This window comes from Psychromonas aquimarina ATCC BAA-1526 (assembly GCF_000428725.1).
GTDB lineage: Bacteria > Pseudomonadota > Gammaproteobacteria > Enterobacterales > Psychromonadaceae > Psychromonas > Psychromonas aquimarina.
Map to the genome: position 1 here is coordinate 1 of NZ_AUAM01000045.1, position 18,642 is coordinate 18,642.

Here is an 18,642-nt window from a genome sequence, read left to right on the forward strand (position 1 = left end):
ATTGATAGAACAAAAAACGTGACTATGCATTCCTTTGCTGCGCATGGGAACGAGGCTTTCCTAATTAAAGTTTTATGCTTGGCGGCAATAGCGCTGTGGTCCCACCTGATCCCATTCCGAACTCAGAAGTGAAACGCAGCTGCGCCGATGGTAGTGTGGGGTCTCCCCATGTGAGAGTAGGTCATCGCCAAGCGCCTAATTAAAATAGCCCCACTGGTTAGTTCTGGTGGGGCTTTTTTAATTCCTGCGATTTATGTTTTGACCTACTCTAGAGTAGGGCGAGTATCGCGACAGCGATGTGTCACGAGTGGCTGAGCTCTGCGAACCCTGTTCCATCGCCACAAAGTTGCACAAGCTAGCTAATCAAATCCAGATAAAGCCCATTCCTTCTTTGAAGGAATGTTTTTTTCGTTATTACTGCTTTTAGTTTTTGAGTTACTCGCATATGGGGAAAGGTTAGGAGTACCAACGAAGTTGGTTTCCTGTGATGTGATAGTCGGTGTTGAGCTCTGCGAATTCTGACCATTGCCAAGCTTGCTCTTTATAAGCAACACATGCTAAATCCTGTTGAGTTTATCTCGACAGGGTTTTTTTACGTCTTTTAATGGTGCCTCTAAAACTGCTGATCTTGGCTTTTGTGTTTTTTTGTGCTGCAATTAGATAAACTGCTGTCAATTTATCTTTTTGCGTGATGCTGCAGGTTTTGTCTGCATGGTTAACTAACCTGGTTTTTGATTTGTTGATTGTAACCATTACTCAACACATCCCGATGAATAAGTGGTTTTAAGGGCTTTTTATGAATGGTTTATGTTTTCAAATCAGCAGCTGGATATTGATTGTTGAAGAAAATAAATTATATCGCCAAGGGCGTGAGGTTACAGTTGAACCCCGTCTTGTTAATTTATTATCTTTCTTGGCACAATCACCAGGGGAAGTGTTCTGTCGAGAAGAGCTGATTGAGCATGTCTGGGATGGTGCAATTGTTACAGATCAAGTCGTCACTCAGTCTATCTTTGAGCTGCGTAAGATACTTAAAGACGGCCGTGTAGACTGCGATAGGTTTATTGCTACTGTACCCAAACGAGGGTATAAATTAGTTGCAGAAACAATACCGCTAACGACTAGTGATGCTAGTAAATTAAAACAACAGGCTGAAGTATCAGCATCTGACATTACTGAGGAAAAAAAATCAGCTGACGAGAGTGAGGATGATAATGAGCCAACCATTACAGCATTCCCTGCCGGACCATTGACACGTGCTGTTACACACATTTCTAACCATGCGGCAGCGGAAAAAGCCAAGCATGATGACCAGCTTACCTTTTATCAACGCTATAAACTGCAAATTTTCGATGCTTTTTTGTTGGCGACGTTAATCGCTATTATCTTTTTATGTACTTATGTGCAGAGGAAGCCTGATATTACCAAAGTACTCGATACGCAAGTTGTTGAGTTTAGCTATCATGCAAGTCAGAGTTCTGATGTTACTAGTGAGTACCTTGCTGACGGTATAACTCAAGAGCTAATGTCGGATGTTCTAATGCTCGGTGATTATCGTGTACAGCTAAAAAAAGCTGCGTTTACAACTGGAGTCTTACCCGGCAAAGTTGTCAGTGTAATAGTTGCTAAGCAGCAGGGGCAGTCTTATCTTGATATAAATTATCATAATAATGCCTCCAATCGTCTTATATTTAGTCGACAATATCTCATCTCAGATGGCGAGTTATATAATAACCTGCGTCAGGCATCCTGGGATTTAATGGCGGCACTAAATATTAATGCTACAGAGCTGCAGCTCAATAATGTTATGGCAAAACTACCTGAAGAGCAGAATATATTAACTAAGCTGCTTATAGCTTATCACTATACTACTCAAACCGATGTTGAGTTATTCATGCAGGGTATTACATTATTTGAGGAAATATTAGCTGTAGAGCCTAATAATGGTTTACTGCTGGCCGAACGTTACATTGCTTATAATGTATTAGCATCATTATCGCCGAGCAAGGATTTTATTGAAGAAGTTAAGTTAGCAGGTAAAGCGCTGCTCGCTAATTATGCTGATGTTGGAAGTAATCACCTTTTAGGCAGAGAGTATGAAGCGTTTGCGTTACAAGCTCTGCAGAAAGGGGATATACAAAAGGCAAATCATTTTATCGCTCTTGCAGGTAAAGAAAGACGATCGCCCTTATATTATATTATTCTTGGAAAACTTGCAGAATTAAGAGGTGATCTTGATAGCGCGGGGGATGCATATACCCAAGCCTTCTATATTGATGCTTCTTTAGAGACTTACCAGTTGTGTTTAAATTTAGCGTTTCATAGCAACCTTGATGTTATTGCCTGGTTTATGCATAGTGTTGTCAATCCCACTTCAATTAAACTGAAATAATTACTGCCATTATGCCCCGGTTTATCCGGGGTTATTGTATTTAAGGTATTGCTGCTACCTATAAAAAGCTAAATCAGGGGCTTATTGCCAAAATTTCCCCGATAACTCATGCCAACAATATTCATGCCCTTCAGGCTTATTAAAATTTCACTGTACGTTTTAAAAATAATTAATTATTAACCACCTTATGGTGTATTTCTTTCCTTTCCAATAATATTTTCCTTGCTTTTCCTGCCTTTCTTGAACACATATCAACCTTTTTTTAACCACTTTATAATCACCCTCAATAAATCTTCGGTCATTTGCAAGCTGTTCAGCGTAAGAGTCGATGTTGATAAATCACTCGCTATAAAGAAATATAAACTTATATAAATATCACGCTATCAACTCCTTGTTTTTAGTGGGGTTTATATTTTTGTTTTGTAATGGATATATAGTCGGGTGGTTATTTTCTAATGATTTTATTGCTCACTTTACCCTTATTTTTTTCTCCCTGATTAGGCGTAATCTCTCATCCGAAATGTCAGGTGGGTGCCGAGTCACATTATTTTATCTCTGCAGTATCACCACCTAATTAAATGATTTGCTAACTGAGCGCACTGCTCTATTTGATAAAATTTGGGAGATGAAATGTCATCTAATGCAAAAAAAATAGGCTTAATAGCCTGTACCGGTGTTGTTGCCGGTAATATGATGGGAAGTGGTATCGCATTGTTACCTGCTTCTTTGGCTGCCGTTGGATCTGTGTCTATATTCAGTTGGATTATCTGTTTAGTCGGGGCCCTTAGCCTAGCATTTGTATTTGCGCGTCTTTCTACTAAAGATCCGCAGGAAGGTGGGCCTATTGGTTATGCTGGTGATGTTGCGCCAGTCCTCGGTTTTCAAACGGGCGTTTTATATTATCACGCTAACTGGATTGGTAATTTAGCGATTGCTATAACCGGTGTTTCATACCTTTCAGTATTCTTTCCTTTTTTAGCCAGCCCAGTTCCAGCTGCAGTCGCCACTATTGCTTCGGTATGGATTTTTACTTTTATTAACCTGCTTGGCGGTACCTGGGTTAGCCGTTTATGTACATTAGGTCTGGTACTTATTCTTATCCCTGTTGTTGGTACGGCAACTGTCGGTTGGGCTCATTTTGATACCGCTATTTACAACCAGAACTGGAATGTTTCATCAGCCGGCGATTCAAGCGCTATTATCCATGCGGTATTAATCTGTTTATGGTCATTCGTTGGGGTTGAATCAGCAGCAGTATCATCTGGTATGGTTAAAAATCCTAAACGTACAGTACCGTTAGCAACAATGTTAGGGACTGCATTAGCGGGTGTTATTTATATCCTGTCAACTCAAGTTATTTCCGGTATGTTCCCTGCAGCTGAAGTTGCAGCGTCAGGTGCACCGTTTGCTTTAGCAACAACCTCTATTTTTGGCGGCTGGTCGGCTCCGTTTGTTGCAGCATTTACAGCACTAGCATGCTTTACATCACTGGGTTCTTGGATGATGTTAGTGGGTGAAGCCGGTAAACGTGCAGCTACCGATGGTAACTTCCCAAAAGTATACGGTGAAACAGATAAAACCGGTGTTGCTAAAAAAGGTTTAATTCTAGCATCTGTAAAAATGACCATCCTTATGGCTTTCATCACCATGTTTAGTGGTTCATCAAATACTGGTGACCTGTTCAATCAGTTAACCACGATTGCTGTACTGCTGACTATGCTGCCTTACCTCTATACAAGCATTAACTTAATTCGCTTCGAAAGTATGACTACACGCAGTGTATTCGTCATGTTGTTCTCTGGTATTGCATGTCTATTTTGTCTAGTCGCACTGGCTGGTGCTGAATCTTCTGCACTGACTGGTACCTTCTTAGTATCACTGATTATTCTTGTTTTTTACGGAAAGAAAAAAGGTCTTTCTCAGACCGAGCCAGCTCTGGCTTCTGCTTAATTCTCAATTTCAATAAACCTATTTAATTAATTTAAGGCGCTCTCTTATCTCTATCTATTGATAGCGAGCGTCTTCATTCGTCTTGGAGATTTAAAAATGAACATTATTGCAATACTAAACCATATGGGCGTGTTCTTTAAAGAAGAGCCTATCCGTCAATTACATGCTTCACTAGAAGCTGCTGGTTACCAGGTTGTTTATCCTGTTGATGATAAAGACCTGATCAAAATGATTGAAATGAATCCGCGTATCTGTGGTGCAATTTTTGACTGGGATAAATATTCACTGAAGCTGTGTGAAGATATTAACCATCTGAACGAAAAACTACCTGTATTTGCTTTTGCTAATGAGCAGTCGGCATTAGATATATCATTAACAGATCTTCGTCTAAATGTATCATTCTTTGAATATACTCTAGGCATGGGCGACGATATTGCACTTAAAATTAATCAGGCAATTGACCTTTATAAAGATGAAATTATGCCTCCATTCACCAAGGCATTATTTAACTATGTAGATGAAGGTAAGTACACGTTTTGTACGCCAGGGCATATGGGAGGTACTGCATTCCAGAAGAGCCCTGCAGGCAGTATCTTCTATGATTTCTACGGCGCTAATGCATTTAAAGCGGATGTTTCAATTTCTATGCCTGAATTAGGTTCTCTGCTTGATCATAGTGGTCCGCATCAAGAGGCTGAAGAGTACATTGCAAAGACATTTAATGCAGATCACTCTTATATTGTAACTAACGGTACTTCGACGGCAAACAAAATTGTCGGCATGTTCTCTGCGCCGTCAGGCAGCACTGTATTAGTTGACCGTAACTGTCATAAATCATTAACGCACCTGTTAATGATGAGTGATATTACTCCGATCTACTTCCGACCTACACGTAATGCATACGGTATTTTAGGCGGCATTCCACAAAGTGAATTCAGCCGTGAAGTGATTGAGCAGAAAGTGGCCGCTACACCTGGTGCTGTTATGCCGTCTTATGCTGTGATTACTAATTCAACTTATGATGGTCTGTTATATAACACTCAGTACATTAAAGAGACACTGGATACTAAATTTATTCACTTTGACAGTGCCTGGGTTCCTTATACTAATTTCAATCATATTTACGAAGGTAAATGCGGTATGAGCGGTAATGCGATGCCGGGTAAAGTGTTTTATGAAACACAGTCTACCCACAAGCTGTTAGCTGCATTTTCACAATCTTCAATGATCCATATTAAAGGTGATGTTGATACAGAAACATTTAATGAAGCATTTATGATGCATACTTCGACGTCTCCTCAATACTCAATTGTTGCGTCTACAGAAACCGCAGCTGCAATGATGCGTGGTCATACTGGTAAGAAACTGATGCAGGATTCAATTGATCGTGCAGTTCGTTTCCGTAAAGAAGTTAAACGTCTTGAACAACAAAGTGAAGGCTGGTTCTTTAATGTATGGCAGCCTGAAGATATTGAGACTACAGAATGCTGGAATCTGGATCCAAAAGAAACATGGCATGGTTTTAAAGATATCGATTCTGACCATATGTACCTTGATCCGATCAAAGTAACATTGATGACTCCGGGTATGGAAAATGATGCACTTGCAGAAACGGGTATTCCCGCTTCACTGGTTTCTAAATTTCTCGATGAACGCGGTATTGTTGTTGAGAAAACAGGTCCATATAACCTGTTGTTCCTATTTTCAATTGGTATCGATAAAGCTAAAGCACTAGAGTTACTTCGTGGTTTGACTGAGTTTAAACGTGGTTTTGATCTTAACTTAACAGTGAAGAACTTTATTCCGTCACTGTACGCAGAGGATCCACGCTTTTACGAAGGTATGCATATCCAGGAGTTAGCTCAAGATATTCATGAAATGATGAAGAAATTTAAGCTGCCTGAACTTATGTTTAAGGCGTTTGATGTACTTCCGGAGCTTAAAATCACGCCGAATGCAGCCTGGCAGCAGGAGCTTCGTGGTAACACTGAAGAAGTTAAATTAACTGAGTGTGTTAATCGTGTTAATGCGAATATGATCTTACCTTACCCTCCAGGTGTACCGCTGATCCTGCCGGGTGAAATGGTCACTGAAACCTCTCGTCCAGTGCTTGATTTCCTTGAAATGTTATGTGATATAGGTACTGAATTCCCAGGTTTTGAAACCGATATTCATGGTCTATATCGTCAATCCGACGGTACTTATACTGTGAAGGTATTAAAGGAAGACTAGACGGTATTTTACTTATTATTTGGGGTTTAAATTATAAGAGGGCATAACGCCCTCTTTTTTGTTTTCTATTGAGGTGTTATTTGTGAAATCTATTCTTTCAATTCAGTCTCATGTGGTATTTGGTTGTGCGGGTAACAGCGCCGTTGTTTTTCCCATGCGCCGAATGGGGATGGAGGTATGGCCGATAAATACTGTGCAGTTTTCTAATCATACTCAGTATCAGCAGGGCTGGCAGGGCATGGTTATGCCTGTCGATCATATCAAAGAGTTAGTTAATGGTTTGGCTGATATCGACAGTTTGGCGCATTGTGATGCTGTACTTAGTGGTTATCTAGGCTCTGCCGCACAGGGGGATGAAGTGCTTTATGCCGTACAGCAGGCTAAAAAGCATAATCCAAAAGCCGTTTATTTTTGCGATCCCGTGATGGGACACCCTGAAAAAGGTTGTATTGTAGTACCCGAAGTGATGGATTTTTTTAAGGATGCAGCGTTACATCAGGCAGATATTATTGCGCCTAATTTATTAGAGTTAGAAACGCTGACAGATATGGTTGTTACTGATATTAATCAGGTTATGCTGGCTTGTTCGAAATTACTGAAACAAGGTGTAAAAATAGTATTAGTTAAACATCTAAGCAAAGCGGCATTATCTACAGATAACTTTGAAATGTTATTAGCGACAGCTGAAGGTTATTTCCATATTTCTCGTCCGTTATATAACTTTTCACGTTCACCTGTCGGGGTTGGTGATTTGATCAGCGCTGTTATGTTAGCGAACTTATTAACGGGGAAAAGCCCTGTGCGTGCGTTTGAACTGACTAATGCCGCCGTGGATGCCGTATTACAAGAAACCTATAAGCAGGGAGAGTACGAATTACAATTAATTGCTTCGCAGCAGGATTTTGCTCAGCCGCTTGTTAGGATTGCGGCGACTAAGCTGTAATATTTTATTGTCAGGATTATGAAATGATAAAGGCAGCCGTTGACGGCTGCCTTGTTAATTATACTGCTGGTTAGTGATGGTTATTTATTTTGCGGACGTAATGTCGGGAATAAGATCACATCGCGAATGGTATGGCTGTTAGTAAATAACATCACCAGACGATCGATACCAATGCCTTGACCTGCCGTTGGCGGTAGACCGTGTTCCAGCGCTGTTATAAAGTCACCGTCATGGAACATAGCTTCATCATCACCAGCATCCATAGCTTCAACCTGGTCTTTGAAGCGTTGATTCTGGTCTTCTGAGTCATTTAACTCAGAGTAACCATTGGCGATTTCACGGCCGCCGATAAAGAATTCAAAACGGTCTGTAATGAAGTTATCTTTATCGTTACTGCGTGCTAGAGGTGATACCTCAGCAGGGTACTCTGTGATAAAGGTCGGCTGGATTAATTTTTCTTCAACAGTTTCTTCAAAAATTTCCGTGATCACACGGCCGCGGCCCCAGCTCGGATCTATTTTGATACCAAGACCTTTTGCAACATCAACAGCTGCATCCATATCTGTCAGCTGCTCAGTAGTTATAGTCGGGTTGTATTTCAACACCGAATCGATCATTGAGATTTTATCAAATTCTTTACCGAAGTCGTATACATGATCACCGTAGGGTACAGACGTAGTGCCCAGGATGTCTAGAGACAGGGTACGCAGCATTCCTTCAGTAACAGCCATCTGATCTTTGTAGTCAGCATATGCCATATAGAATTCAAGCATAGTGAATTCAGGGTTATGACGGGTTGAAATTCCTTCGTTACGGAAGTTACGGTTGATTTCAAATACACGCTCAAAGCCGCCGACAACCAAACGCTTTAAATATAGCTCTGGAGATACACGTAAGTACATATCCATATCTAAGGCATTATGATTGGTGATAAATGGACGTGCTGAGGCACCACCTGGGATCACCTGCATCATTGGCGTTTCTACTTCCATGAATCCGTCTTTAACTAAGTAGTTACGAATGCCGTTAATTACCTGTGAGCGTACTGTAAATGTGTTTCGGGCATCTTCATTTGCAATAAGGTCAAGGTAACGTTGACGGTAACGAGTCTCCTGGTCTGCCAGGCCATGGAATTTATTCGGCAGTGGACGCAGAGCCTTAGTCAGTAATTCAATGTTTGCTAAGTTAACTGTTAATTCACCGGTTTTGGTTTTGAATAATGTTCCCTCTGCACCGACAATATCGCCCATATCCCATTTTTTAAACTGGTCGTTATAGAGGTTTTGAGGAAGGTTATCACGGCTTACGTAAAGTTGAATTTTGCCGCCCATATCCTGCAGTGTTACAAAGCTGGCTTTACCCATGATACGGCGGGTCATGATACGGCCCGCGACTTTTACCGTTAGGTTTAATTCTGCCAGTTCTTCAGCTGATTTATCATTATAACGGGCTGATAAGTCAGATGATATTGCATCACGACGGAACTCATTAGGAAATGCATTACCTTCTTTACGTAATTCACCTAATTTTTGGCGGCGTTGCTCTACTTCACTTTGCAGATCAATTTCCAGGCTGTGATTATCCTGTTTAGGCAATTTAGCTAATGTTTGAGCATGTTGCGTTACTTCACTTTGACAATCGATTTCTGGATTTTGAATGGTTTCCAACATATATAGCCTCTTTTATGGGGTTTATTAATTAATGTTTATAAGATTGTTGTTTATTAAATGTTTAAGTTCAGTGGGAAAACTGCAGTACTACGATGCCTGAAATTAACAGCGGCACGCCTATCTGGCAGCGCCGTCCAATCGTCTGTCCAAAAAAGCAGCTGTCTACTAATAACGTACCGATTATTCCTCCGGCCCCCCAGGTTGCGTAAGCAATGGAGAGTTGAATTGAGTGTACTGCCTGGCCGAGACTGATAAATGCGGCTGCAACTAATAAGATGGCAAAAATACCGGGTACTTTATGTTTAAAGCCCTCTGAAACTTTTAAAAAGTAGTTGGCAGCAATATCCAGCAGTATTGACATACATAAAAATAATATGTGTATAAGCTTTATATTATCCATGAGCGTGTCCTTCCTCGGAGTTGATAAAGATAAGTCCAGCGACGATCAAACCAACACCGAAAGTTTTAGCCGGCGTGATCATTTCATCAAATAGATAGCTGCTTATGAGCATGATGAGTACAATCCCCACACCTTCCCAAATAGCATAAGCGACACCTAATGGAATTTTCTGAATGGCTTTTGACAATAAGAAATAAGATAAAGCTATTAATGTAATCATTGCCAATGTGCCTGCAGCCGGGTTACTTTCAGCTGAATAGCGCATTGAAATAGTGCCGGCAACTTCGGCAATAATTGCGAATAGCAGCATTATGATGTGGTACATAATTAGTTCCTGTCAGTGCTTGATAATACTTTAATTTAATTCTTGATTTAATTACTATGGAGTTGAGTGTATAGCTGGAATTTAAAAAGATAAAACCGCTCAGCGCCGGTTTTATCGTCACTGAGGTTGGGATGAGATTAATACAGGTTGAAATGTTTTTATTGGCCGTTAAAACTGGATCTATTTCAGATGCCGCCGCCAAACTGGGAAAAAGCCGTACTACGGTAAGCGCCGCATTGTCAGCCCTCGAAGATGAACTTGGTGTTAGTTTACTGCAGCGCAGCGGTAATAAAATCGAGTTAAGCAGTGTCGGGGAAAATATTGTCATTGACTGTGAAAGGCTGGTTCACCTGGCTCAAGGCATTCATGCCAAATGCGAACATCACTTGGCGGGGGCTGAGTCTTCGTTACGGATTGCGCGTGATGATGCCTTACCGGAAGCGTTCTGGAGTGAACTCATAGGTAATATGGAGAAGAATTTTCCCCATACCTCACTGTCAATTTATGCAGCGCCGACGCCGGAACTGATTGGTTATGTAGAAACTAATAAAGTCGATATTGCTTACGGTATTATTACAAATACCCATGATTATAAGCATCATATTAGACGGGAATTAGGTCAGTTAAGAATGATGGCTGTTGCCGCTGCTGAACATCCGCTGCACACCATTGGTAATCGTTTAACCACTAGTGATCTGGCATTATATACGGAAATTGTACTGGCCTATATGGACGGAATGCTGAAAGTGGAAGCATCGATTAGTAATCATTATATCGGTTTAACATTCTATGAATATTTGCGTGATGCTGTCTGCAATGGTACCGGCTGGGCGAGAGTTCCTGCGCCGCTGATTACCGAACAGTTAAGAAACGAATCACTTAAGGTGCTGCGTTATAAGAAAGCCATGAGCTGGGAAATTTATGGTGAAATAACCGGGGGCGATTTTTGCCGCGGCAGGGTAACCGACTGGATTGCAGAGCAGATCGAACAATACCTTATTGCTGAATCACATTAAAAACGAATTGTTTTTTAACGGTATGGCAGTCTCGACATATTCGCGAATATTTTAATTAAATTAATATATTAATAAATCGGTGTCTGTTAGTAATAGCAATGACGGACACGTGCGGATGAAGTTTACGAGTCCAGTTTCATCGTCTGCCGAAATTGACGTATGTAGCAAACCTGAAGCGCAATATTAATTTGTAATAACATCTCATAAGTATTTGTCGTATTTTATAAGTTCTTTTATTGAGTAAGCGGTTTTATATATTTGCAATAGGGGGCTTAATTGAAAAATATCTCTGCTGATTTTATTAAACCTGCTGAATTAATTACTCTTCCTAATGAGATTAATCATCATGATCATAGTTACAACCAGATTGTGATTGGTTTAAAAGGGCGCTCTGAATTCAATATTGAAGGACTGGGCAGTATAATTGTGCCCGGACAGGGATGTGCTGTAACAGCAAGCTCAGATCATGCGTTTAATGGAATTGGTGATTCACAGATTCTGGTACTCAATCTGCCCGGTGAAGAAAATCTGGATTTTGACAACCTACAAAGAATTAATGCACTGTTTTCCAGCAGTTATTATTTTCAACTGGATAATAAAATTCAGCAGCTGATCCGCCTGCTGGTGGTCGAAATGCGGGATAACCCGGATGATCTGCTGCTGAGCCGTGCCTGTAACAGTACCTTAATCGCTCTGCTGCAGCGTCATGTGTATAGCGGCAGGCGTCATGAGCTGAGAATCAATATGGACAGTATTGATGCCTATATAGCAAAACATATTAACGTTAAGATAAGTAATGCTCAGCTGGCGGGCTGCGTGTTTCTCTGCGAAAGCCAGTTTTACGCTCTTTTTAAACAGCAGACGGGTAAAACACCTCATCAATATCTGCTCCACAAACGCTTTAGTTTAGCCAGAGAGCTGCTGGAAAACAGCTTGTTATCATTAAGTCAGATTGCTGAGGCGAGTGGTTTTGCTAATCAAAGCAGTTTTACGCACACCTTCACTAAGATGCAGGGGATTTCCCCTTCTAAATACCGCAAATAGCCGTTTTTAAAGTTGCGCGTTATGTCGGCACTTTTGTAATAATCAGACCTTTTGACAAGTTGATCGTAGTTTTTGACAAGATTTTAAATCCCTTTGAAAATATGATGACGTATCTGTACATTTTATTAACATATGCTTAACATTGTCTGCCGACAGGTATCGCTTTATAAATAATTAGAGGGCAATTATGACTGAATTTATCGCTCAGGATTCACTGCAGAAATCATTTATTGATCGTCCCTTAGATGAACTCTGGTCACTTATCTCACCATTGTATATGGTTGATGAAGATGACTGGTTAAAGCAGCTGCTGCCGATGGCATCTCCTTCCGCCCAGGAAAAAATCTCAATTTCTGATAATGCATCGGAACTTATCAAAAGAGTACGTGCTGATAAACAGGCTATTCAGATGATTGATGCGCTGCTGCTGGAATATAGTCTGGATACCAGGGAGGGTATTCTTCTAATGTGTCTCGCTGAAGCATTAATGCGTATTCCGGATACGGCTACTGCGGATGCTTTAATTAAAGATAAATTAAGTGTGGCTGACTGGAAATCACATTTAAAAAACTCTGACTCGACTTTTGTTAATGCATCAACTTGGGGATTACTGCTGACCGGTAAAGTAATTAATCTTGATACAGCTAAAGATGCTGAGTCTTCTAATGTTATTAACCGCTTTGTTAATAAGCTCTCGGAGCCTGTGATCCGCCAGGCGATGAACCAGGCAATGAAGATTATGGGCCATCAGTTTGTCTTAGGCAGAAATATTCGCGAAGCACAAAAAAACGGCAGACCATTCACAGTCAAAGGTTATGGTTATTCCTATGACATGCTTGGTGAATCTGCTCTGACGACTGCTGATGCGCAAAAATATTTTGATGCCTATATGGCTGCTGTTGAATCCGTTGGTGCAGAGCAGCAGAAAAGTACTCAGATTAAAATCGCTGCTAGTGTTTCAATTAAATTATCTGCATTACATCCTCGTTACGAAGCCGCTAATAAAGACCGTGTATTATCAGAAATGTATGAGTCGGTTTTAGCTTTGATTAAACGCGCCCGGGAGCTGGATGTCAGTTTAACAATTGATGCCGAAGAAGCAGACCGCTTAGAGCTTTCTTTAGTTTTATTCGAAAAACTTTACCGTAGTGAGGTTAACCGCGGCTGGGGTAAATTAGGCCTTGTTGTTCAGGCATATACTAAGCGGGCATTGCCGGTTCTGACCTGGTTAGCCGCTTTAGCCAAAGAGCAGGGGGACTGCATACCGCTGCGTCTGGTAAAAGGGGCTTACTGGGATAGTGAGCTTAAGCTGGCGCAGCAGAATGGTTACCGTGCTTATCCTGTTTTTACGCGTAAGGAGGCAACCGATGTTTCCTACCTGGCTTGTGCGCGGTTTCTGTTATGTGATCATATTAGAGGCCTGATTTATCCGCAGTTTGCCAGTCATAATGCTCATACTGTGGCGGCAGTGGCTTCTATGGCGACTCATAACGATTATGAATTTCAACGCCTGCATGGAATGGGTGATGCTTTATATAAGCATGCTGTTGAGATATTCGGCAGTAATGTCCGTATCTATGCCCCTGTGGGCAGTCATAAGGATTTACTGCCCTATCTAGTACGGCGCTTATTAGAAAATGGTGCGAACAGCTCCTTTGTGCATCGCCTTGTTGATGCAGACTGTCCTGTGGAAACACTTACTGAACATCCGGTTGAAACCCTGATTCGCCGCCCTACACTGCATAATGGTCTGATCCCTTTACCTCCTAGAATCTTTGCTGATCGTAAAAATTCTTACAGCGTTAATATCGATATTGACAGTGAAGCGAAACCTTTTGAAGCCGCGGTTAATCAGCATATGACCACTTACTGGCAGGGGGGAGCGATTGTTAACGGTATTAAGTTTTACCCGGGTGATGAGCCGGCAGGTGATAATCTGTATTGTGTTACTGCACCCTATGATCGCAATATTGATGTTGGTAGTGTGCTGTTTTCTAACAAAGATAATATTGAAAATGCGCTAGACAGTGCTTTTGAATTCTATCCGCAATGGTCGCAGACAGAGGTAGCAGAACGTGCGCAGTATTTAAATGTATTAGCAGATCTTCTTGAAAAACATATGCCGGAGCTGATTGCTTTATGTCATAAAGAAGCGGGTAAAACAATACATGACAGTATTGATGAAGTACGTGAAGCGGTGGATTTCTGCCGTTATTACGCGCAGCAGGCGCAGGGAAATTCTGCAGCTGTAACAACGGTGACAGGTTTCGATGAAGTAACCCGCCAGGTTAAACGCCAGGGTAAGGGCGTTTTTGTCTGTATCAGCCCGTGGAATTTTCCGCTGGCAATTTTTTTAGGACAGGTTTCAGCTGCTTTAGTCAGCGGTAATACGGTACTGGCCAAACCGGCGGAGCAAACGTCGCTTATTGCTGTTCGTGCTGTTGAACTGATGCTTGAAGCCGGTATCCCGGCTCAGGCGGTTCATCTGCTTCCAGGAAGCGGTGCTGATGTCGGCGGACCTTTGACTGCCGATCCGCGTATCGCTGGTGTTGTGTTTACCGGGTCAACAGAAACGGCACAAAGGATTAACCGCTCACTGGCACAGAGGCCGTGTGAACCTGCTACGCTGATTGCCGAGACCGGCGGACAGAATGTCATGATTGTGGACAGTACCGCGCTGCCGGAACAGGTAGTTAGAGATGTTCTGCGTTCAGCATTTGCTTCTGCCGGACAGCGCTGCTCGGCATTACGGGTATTGTTTGTACAGGAGGATATTGCTGATCGGATTATTCACCTTATCCATGGCGCGATGCAGGAGCTTCGAGTTGGTCTGCCTTATCTGCATAGTACTGATGTTGGTCCTGTTATCGATAAAAAATCAAAAGATAAACTGTCAGCTCATATCGATAAGATGCTTAAAACCAATAAACTTGTTGGACAGTTATCCCTGGATGACAGCTGTTTGTCGGGTGATTTTATTGCGCCGATAGCGATTGAAATAAGCAGCTTAGCGCAGTTAGAAAATGAGCAGTTCGGACCCATTCTGCATATTATCCGTTATAAAGCAGACCAGTTAGATGATGTTATCGAACAAATTAATAACACTGGTTTTGGTCTGACCATGGGCATTCACAGCCGCAATGAAGCCGGCTACCGTTCTATTGAAAAACGCTGCCGGGTGGGGAACTGTTATATTAACCGGGATCAGGTTGGTGCTGTTGTTGGTGTACAGCCGTTCGGCGGGCAAGGTTTATCTGGTACCGGGCCGAAGGCCGGAGGTCCCCATTATCTGCTGCGTTTTAGTAAACCAGTTACCGTTAATAATTCCCCGCTTTCTCAGTCTTTATAAGGAGTCAACTGATGAACGAGCAGATCAGCAGTATCATTAAACAGGCGCATGCAAAATGGGAAGAGTGGAATGAACTTGGCTGCGGCGTTCGCGGCGAACTTATTCTGCGCTGGGCAGATGAGACTGCACAGCAGGCAAGCTTTGGTCTGATGCCGGCTAAAATGGCCAGATATCAGGTGCGGCAAGGTTTAGCTCTGATCGGCGAGGAAAAATTAATGCCGGGTCCGACGGGAGAGAGTAATGAATTATATGCAACCGGCCGCGGCGTTTTTATTATTCACTGCAGTGCAGATGCACCGCTTAGCGCGCTAGTGGGCATGATCTCCACAGCACTGCTGGCTGGTAACTGCATTATATTAGCGCTGCCGCAGGAACTGCAGGAAATTTCACAGAAGCTTCAGTCAACCCTGATTGTTGCTGGATTTCCTAAGTCAGTGGTACAAGCCGCACCGCTTAATTCAATGGATCAGTTAATCACTGAACCCTCTACTGCCGGGGTTGCTTATGCTGGTCATAGTACGGAGTCGTTAAAATTAAACAGACAGCTGGCAGACAGGGAGGGACTGCTGGCGCAGCTGATTTTAGAAACGCAGTTAACGTCTTTAAGCACCATTACTGACAGCTATTTCATTTTACGCTTCATTACCGAAAAGACCCGTACGATTAATGTCACTGCTGTCGGGGGAAATGCCGCGTTATTAGAACTTGGCTGCGGAGACCACTAACTGCAGATATGACCAGCGTAAATGCTTTTGTTAGTAACAGAAGTGTTTTTACAGTTCTTATTAAATTTATAGGGAAATAAAAATGAGAGGAATTTATGGTAGAAAATAGTTTAACAACAATAGCCACATTTATCGTTTATCTGATAGTTATGCTGGCAATAGGTTTATATGCTTACAGACGAACGGCAAATGCGTCGGATTACTTTCTAGGCGGACGGCGTCTTGGCCCCTGGCCTGCTGCTCTGTCTGCTGGTGCATCGGATATGAGCGGCTGGCTGCTTCTCGGCTTACCGGGTTATGCTTATGCTGCCGGGCTAGAGTCTTTATGGCTGGCTGGAGGCCTGCTTGTCGGCACATGGTTGAACTGGTTAATATGTGCTAAACGTCTGCGCACCTACAGTATTACGGCGAATGATGCGTTAACACTGCCGGAGTTTTTAGCGCGCCGCTTTGATGACAAATCTAAGCTGGTTCAGACGATTGCCGCATTTTTTATCCTGATGTTTTTTCTTTTTTATACCAGCTCTGGCTTAGTTGCCGGCGGAAAACTGTTTGAAACAGTTTTTGGTCTAGATTATACCATTGCAGTGATTGTCGGCACGGCCTGTGTGGTTTCATATACCCTGTTTGGCGGTTTTCTGGCGGTATCCTGGACAGATTTAGTGCAGGGCTTATTAATGTCGGCTGCTCTGCTTATTGTACCGGTTGCTGCGATGGACGGCAGCTTCGGTCAGCTAAGTTCTGATTTACATACTCTTAACCCAGAGCTTCTGAACATCTGGAACGGTATTGACGGAAAACCGTTATCGGCGATTGCTATTATTTCCTTAGCCGCCTGGGGCCTGGGGTATTTCGGACAGCCGCATATTTTAGCGCGCTTTAAAGCAACCCGCAGTAATGCTGATTTAACCACTGCCCGGCGTATTGCTGTTGCATGGACTGCACTGTCTATGGCAGGTGCTGTGCTGGTTGGTTTAGTGGGGCTGTTATATGTAAACAGTGAGTTAAGCGGTGGTCTGGATGACGGTGAAAAAATATTTATGCTTCTGGTTGATGCCATTTTCCACCCTGTTATTGCCGGTATTCTATTAGCTGCTATCTTAGCCGCGATTATGAGTACAGCAGATTCACAATTACTGGTTTCTTCATCTGCATTAGCTGAGGATTTTTATAAACAGTTAATTAAACCAGCTGCTTCCTCTTCTGAAATTGTACTGGTTGGTCGTCTCGGTGTTGTTGCTTTATCATTGCTGGCACTCTTTTTAGCCATGGATCCGGACAGCTCGGTATTAGGTTTAGTTTCCTATGCATGGGCCGGATTTGGCGCCGCATTTGGCCCGGCATTAATTATCAGCTTGTACTGGAAACGTATGAACCGTAATGGTGCCTTAGCGGGAATTATTGTCGGCGGAGTGACAATTGTAATCTGGAAGCAGTTATCTGGCGGTATTTACGATCTGTACGAAATTGTACCCGGTATTATTTTTGCGGCAGTCGCGATTGTAATTACCAGCTTAGCAACTGCAGAGCCGCATAAAGCGGTAACGGATCAGTTTGATAAGTATCAGAAAAATCTTGAGGAGCTGGATTAATATCTGTTCAGATAATAAATATTAAACTAAAAGCCGTTTGTTAAGCAGAGCGGCTTTTTTATTTTACTGAGGGGAAAATACGGGAATAACCTGGTTATCTGCCTTCGAATAGTATGCTGATCAGACCTTCTCTTAATGCGCCTTGTGAGCGGTGCATTGTCTTGATATCCAGGCATTCAAATAAAGCAATCAGTATTGACAGTCCGCTTGCAAATACGGGGATTCTTGATGGTTTTAAACCGTCAAGCTGCAGCGAACTTATATCCTGACAAAGAATACACTGCTCTTTAATCTGTTTTAATAATTCAAGAGACAGCTGTTCGGTCAGTTTCTGGCTGCTGTTTATTTCGTGGACTGCCTGAATGGTGCCTGATGCGCCCATGGTCACCGACCAGCCCTGTTCCTGATAACCTTCTATCTGCGGCTGGATAACCTGTTTAGCTGCATTAACTGCTGTACTAAAATTATGCTGATTAAGTTTGTTATCTGCAAAGTGATTATTTAACCAGGTCACGCAGCCCATATTTAGGCTTGTTGCCAGTAAAACATCATGGCCTTTGCCGATGATAAGTTCAGTACTGGCACCGCCGATATCGATAACCAGCATCTGCTCCATAATATGGCCAGTAAAAGCAACACCGCGGTAAATGGTTTTAGCTTCTTCTATTCCTGAAATAAGCTTAACAGGGTGCTGCAGAATTATCTCAGCCCGGTCAATAAAGGTTTGCTTGTTGTTAGCCATACGCAGGGCGGCTGTTGCTGTAATAAGAATTTTACAGGGGCTTAACTGATTTAATTCATCTCTAAACTGCTGCAGACAAGCCCAGCCGCTGTCCATGGTCTGCTGGGTTAAATTATGGTTGTGATCTAACCCGGAAGCGAGACGGACTTTCTGTTTACTTTTAGAGTAGACACTAAAACCATTATCCTGCCTGGTCACCGTCAGCATATGGAAACTATTGGAACCAAGGTCGATAATGGTATAGCGGTTTTCTTTGATCATC

The 18,642-nt window shown here is 42.4% G+C and carries 13 protein-coding genes and 1 rRNA gene; 10 read left to right on the top strand and 4 right to left on the bottom strand.

Annotation, left to right across the window (positions count from 1 at the left end; all coding sequences use genetic code 11):
• Positions 1–77 precede the first annotated feature (77 nt).
• The 5 genes from rrf (at position 78) to pdxY (ending at position 7,517) form a co-directional block, all read left to right on the top strand.
• Positions 78–193 (top strand): 5S ribosomal RNA (gene rrf, locus G337_RS0115525).
• 603 nt (positions 194–796) lie between these two features.
• Positions 797–2,392, top strand: a complete 1,596-nt coding sequence (gene cadC / locus G337_RS0115535) for a lysine decarboxylation/transport transcriptional activator CadC (RefSeq protein ID WP_028864715.1) — start codon at positions 797–799, stop codon at positions 2,390–2,392.
• Between the two features lie 630 nt (positions 2,393–3,022).
• Positions 3,023–4,342 carry a cadaverine/lysine antiporter gene (cadB, locus tag G337_RS0115540; protein WP_028864716.1) on the top strand — a complete coding sequence of 440 codons (1,320 nt, stop codon included), beginning with the start codon at positions 3,023–3,025 and terminating at the stop codon, positions 4,340–4,342.
• A 96-nt stretch (positions 4,343–4,438) separates the two neighbouring features.
• Entirely contained in the window at positions 4,439–6,574 is a 2,136-nt protein-coding gene (cadA, locus tag G337_RS0115545; protein WP_028864717.1) for a lysine decarboxylase, read from the top strand.
• Between the two features lie 82 nt (positions 6,575–6,656).
• Entirely contained in the window at positions 6,657–7,517 is an 861-nt protein-coding gene (gene pdxY, locus G337_RS0115550; protein WP_028864718.1) for a pyridoxal kinase PdxY, read from the top strand.
• An 80-nt stretch (positions 7,518–7,597) separates the two neighbouring features.
• Here pdxY and lysS read toward each other — a convergent pair whose 3' ends face one another.
• From lysS to G337_RS0115565, 3 genes are all read right to left on the bottom strand, one after another.
• Complete coding sequence (gene lysS / locus G337_RS0115555) at positions 7,598–9,187, bottom strand: lysine--tRNA ligase (RefSeq protein ID WP_157619338.1); 1,590 nt, start codon at positions 9,185–9,187, stop codon at positions 7,598–7,600.
• Positions 9,188–9,254: 67 nt separating this feature from the next.
• Positions 9,255–9,587, bottom strand: coding sequence for a multidrug/spermidine efflux SMR transporter subunit MdtI (locus G337_RS0115560; RefSeq protein ID WP_028864720.1), 333 nt, complete (start codon positions 9,585–9,587; stop codon positions 9,255–9,257).
• On the bottom strand, positions 9,580–9,912 hold the full coding sequence (locus G337_RS0115565; protein WP_028864721.1) for a DMT family transporter: 333 nt from the start codon (positions 9,910–9,912) through the stop codon (positions 9,580–9,582). Before G337_RS0115565 ends, G337_RS0115560 begins: the two co-directional genes overlap by 8 nt.
• A 131-nt stretch (positions 9,913–10,043) precedes the next feature.
• Between G337_RS0115565 and G337_RS0115570 the strand changes: the two genes are divergently transcribed.
• The 5 genes from G337_RS0115570 (at position 10,044) to putP (ending at position 17,638) form a co-directional block, all read left to right on the top strand.
• Positions 10,044–10,928 (top strand): LysR family transcriptional regulator, encoded by an 885-nt coding sequence (locus G337_RS0115570; RefSeq protein WP_028864722.1) that lies wholly within the window; start codon positions 10,044–10,046, stop codon positions 10,926–10,928.
• 276 nt (positions 10,929–11,204) lie between these two features.
• Complete coding sequence (locus G337_RS0115575; protein WP_028864723.1) at positions 11,205–11,972, top strand: helix-turn-helix domain-containing protein; 768 nt, start codon at positions 11,205–11,207, stop codon at positions 11,970–11,972.
• Between the two features lie 187 nt (positions 11,973–12,159).
• Positions 12,160–15,321, top strand: a complete 3,162-nt coding sequence (gene putA / locus G337_RS0115580) for a bifunctional proline dehydrogenase/L-glutamate gamma-semialdehyde dehydrogenase PutA (protein WP_028864724.1) — start codon at positions 12,160–12,162, stop codon at positions 15,319–15,321.
• 11 nt (positions 15,322–15,332) lie between these two features.
• Positions 15,333–16,046, top strand: coding sequence for an aldehyde dehydrogenase family protein (locus G337_RS0115585; protein WP_028864725.1), 714 nt, complete (start codon positions 15,333–15,335; stop codon positions 16,044–16,046).
• A gap of 95 nt (positions 16,047–16,141) precedes the next feature.
• The gene (putP, locus tag G337_RS0115590) at positions 16,142–17,638 is read left to right on the top strand and encodes a sodium/proline symporter PutP (protein WP_028864726.1); all 1,497 of its coding nucleotides are present in this window, start codon (positions 16,142–16,144) and stop codon (positions 17,636–17,638) included.
• Positions 17,639–17,732: 94 nt separating this feature from the next.
• On the opposite strand, the gene G337_RS0115595 is transcribed toward putP, so the two are convergent.
• Positions 17,733–18,641 (bottom strand): Ppx/GppA phosphatase family protein, encoded by a 909-nt coding sequence (locus G337_RS0115595; RefSeq protein WP_028864727.1) that lies wholly within the window; start codon positions 18,639–18,641, stop codon positions 17,733–17,735.
• Position 18,642 lies beyond the last annotated feature (1 nt).

Excerpts from the sequence above, each read along its gene's own strand:
- cadC (WP_028864715.1), top strand. The coding sequence starts at position 797 with ATGAATGGTTTATGTTTTCAAATCAGCAGCTGGATATTGATTGTTGAA.
- cadB (WP_028864716.1), top strand. The coding sequence starts at position 3,023 with ATGTCATCTAATGCAAAAAAAATAGGCTTAATAGCCTGTACCGGTGTT.
- cadA (WP_028864717.1), top strand. The coding sequence starts at position 4,439 with ATGAACATTATTGCAATACTAAACCATATGGGCGTGTTCTTTAAAGAA.
- lysS (WP_157619338.1), bottom strand. The coding sequence starts at position 9,187 with ATGTTGGAAACCATTCAAAATCCAGAAATCGATTGTCAAAGTGAAGTA.
- G337_RS0115560 (WP_028864720.1), bottom strand. The coding sequence starts at position 9,587 with ATGGATAATATAAAGCTTATACACATATTATTTTTATGTATGTCAATA.
- G337_RS0115565 (WP_028864721.1), bottom strand. The coding sequence starts at position 9,912 with ATGTACCACATCATAATGCTGCTATTCGCAATTATTGCCGAAGTTGCC.
- G337_RS0115570 (WP_028864722.1), top strand. The coding sequence starts at position 10,044 with ATGAGATTAATACAGGTTGAAATGTTTTTATTGGCCGTTAAAACTGGA.
- putA (WP_028864724.1), top strand. The coding sequence starts at position 12,160 with ATGACTGAATTTATCGCTCAGGATTCACTGCAGAAATCATTTATTGAT.
- G337_RS0115585 (WP_028864725.1), top strand. The coding sequence starts at position 15,333 with ATGAACGAGCAGATCAGCAGTATCATTAAACAGGCGCATGCAAAATGG.
- putP (WP_028864726.1), top strand. The coding sequence starts at position 16,142 with ATGGTAGAAAATAGTTTAACAACAATAGCCACATTTATCGTTTATCTG.
- G337_RS0115595 (WP_028864727.1), bottom strand. The coding sequence starts at position 18,641 with ATGATCAAAGAAAACCGCTATACCATTATCGACCTTGGTTCCAATAGT.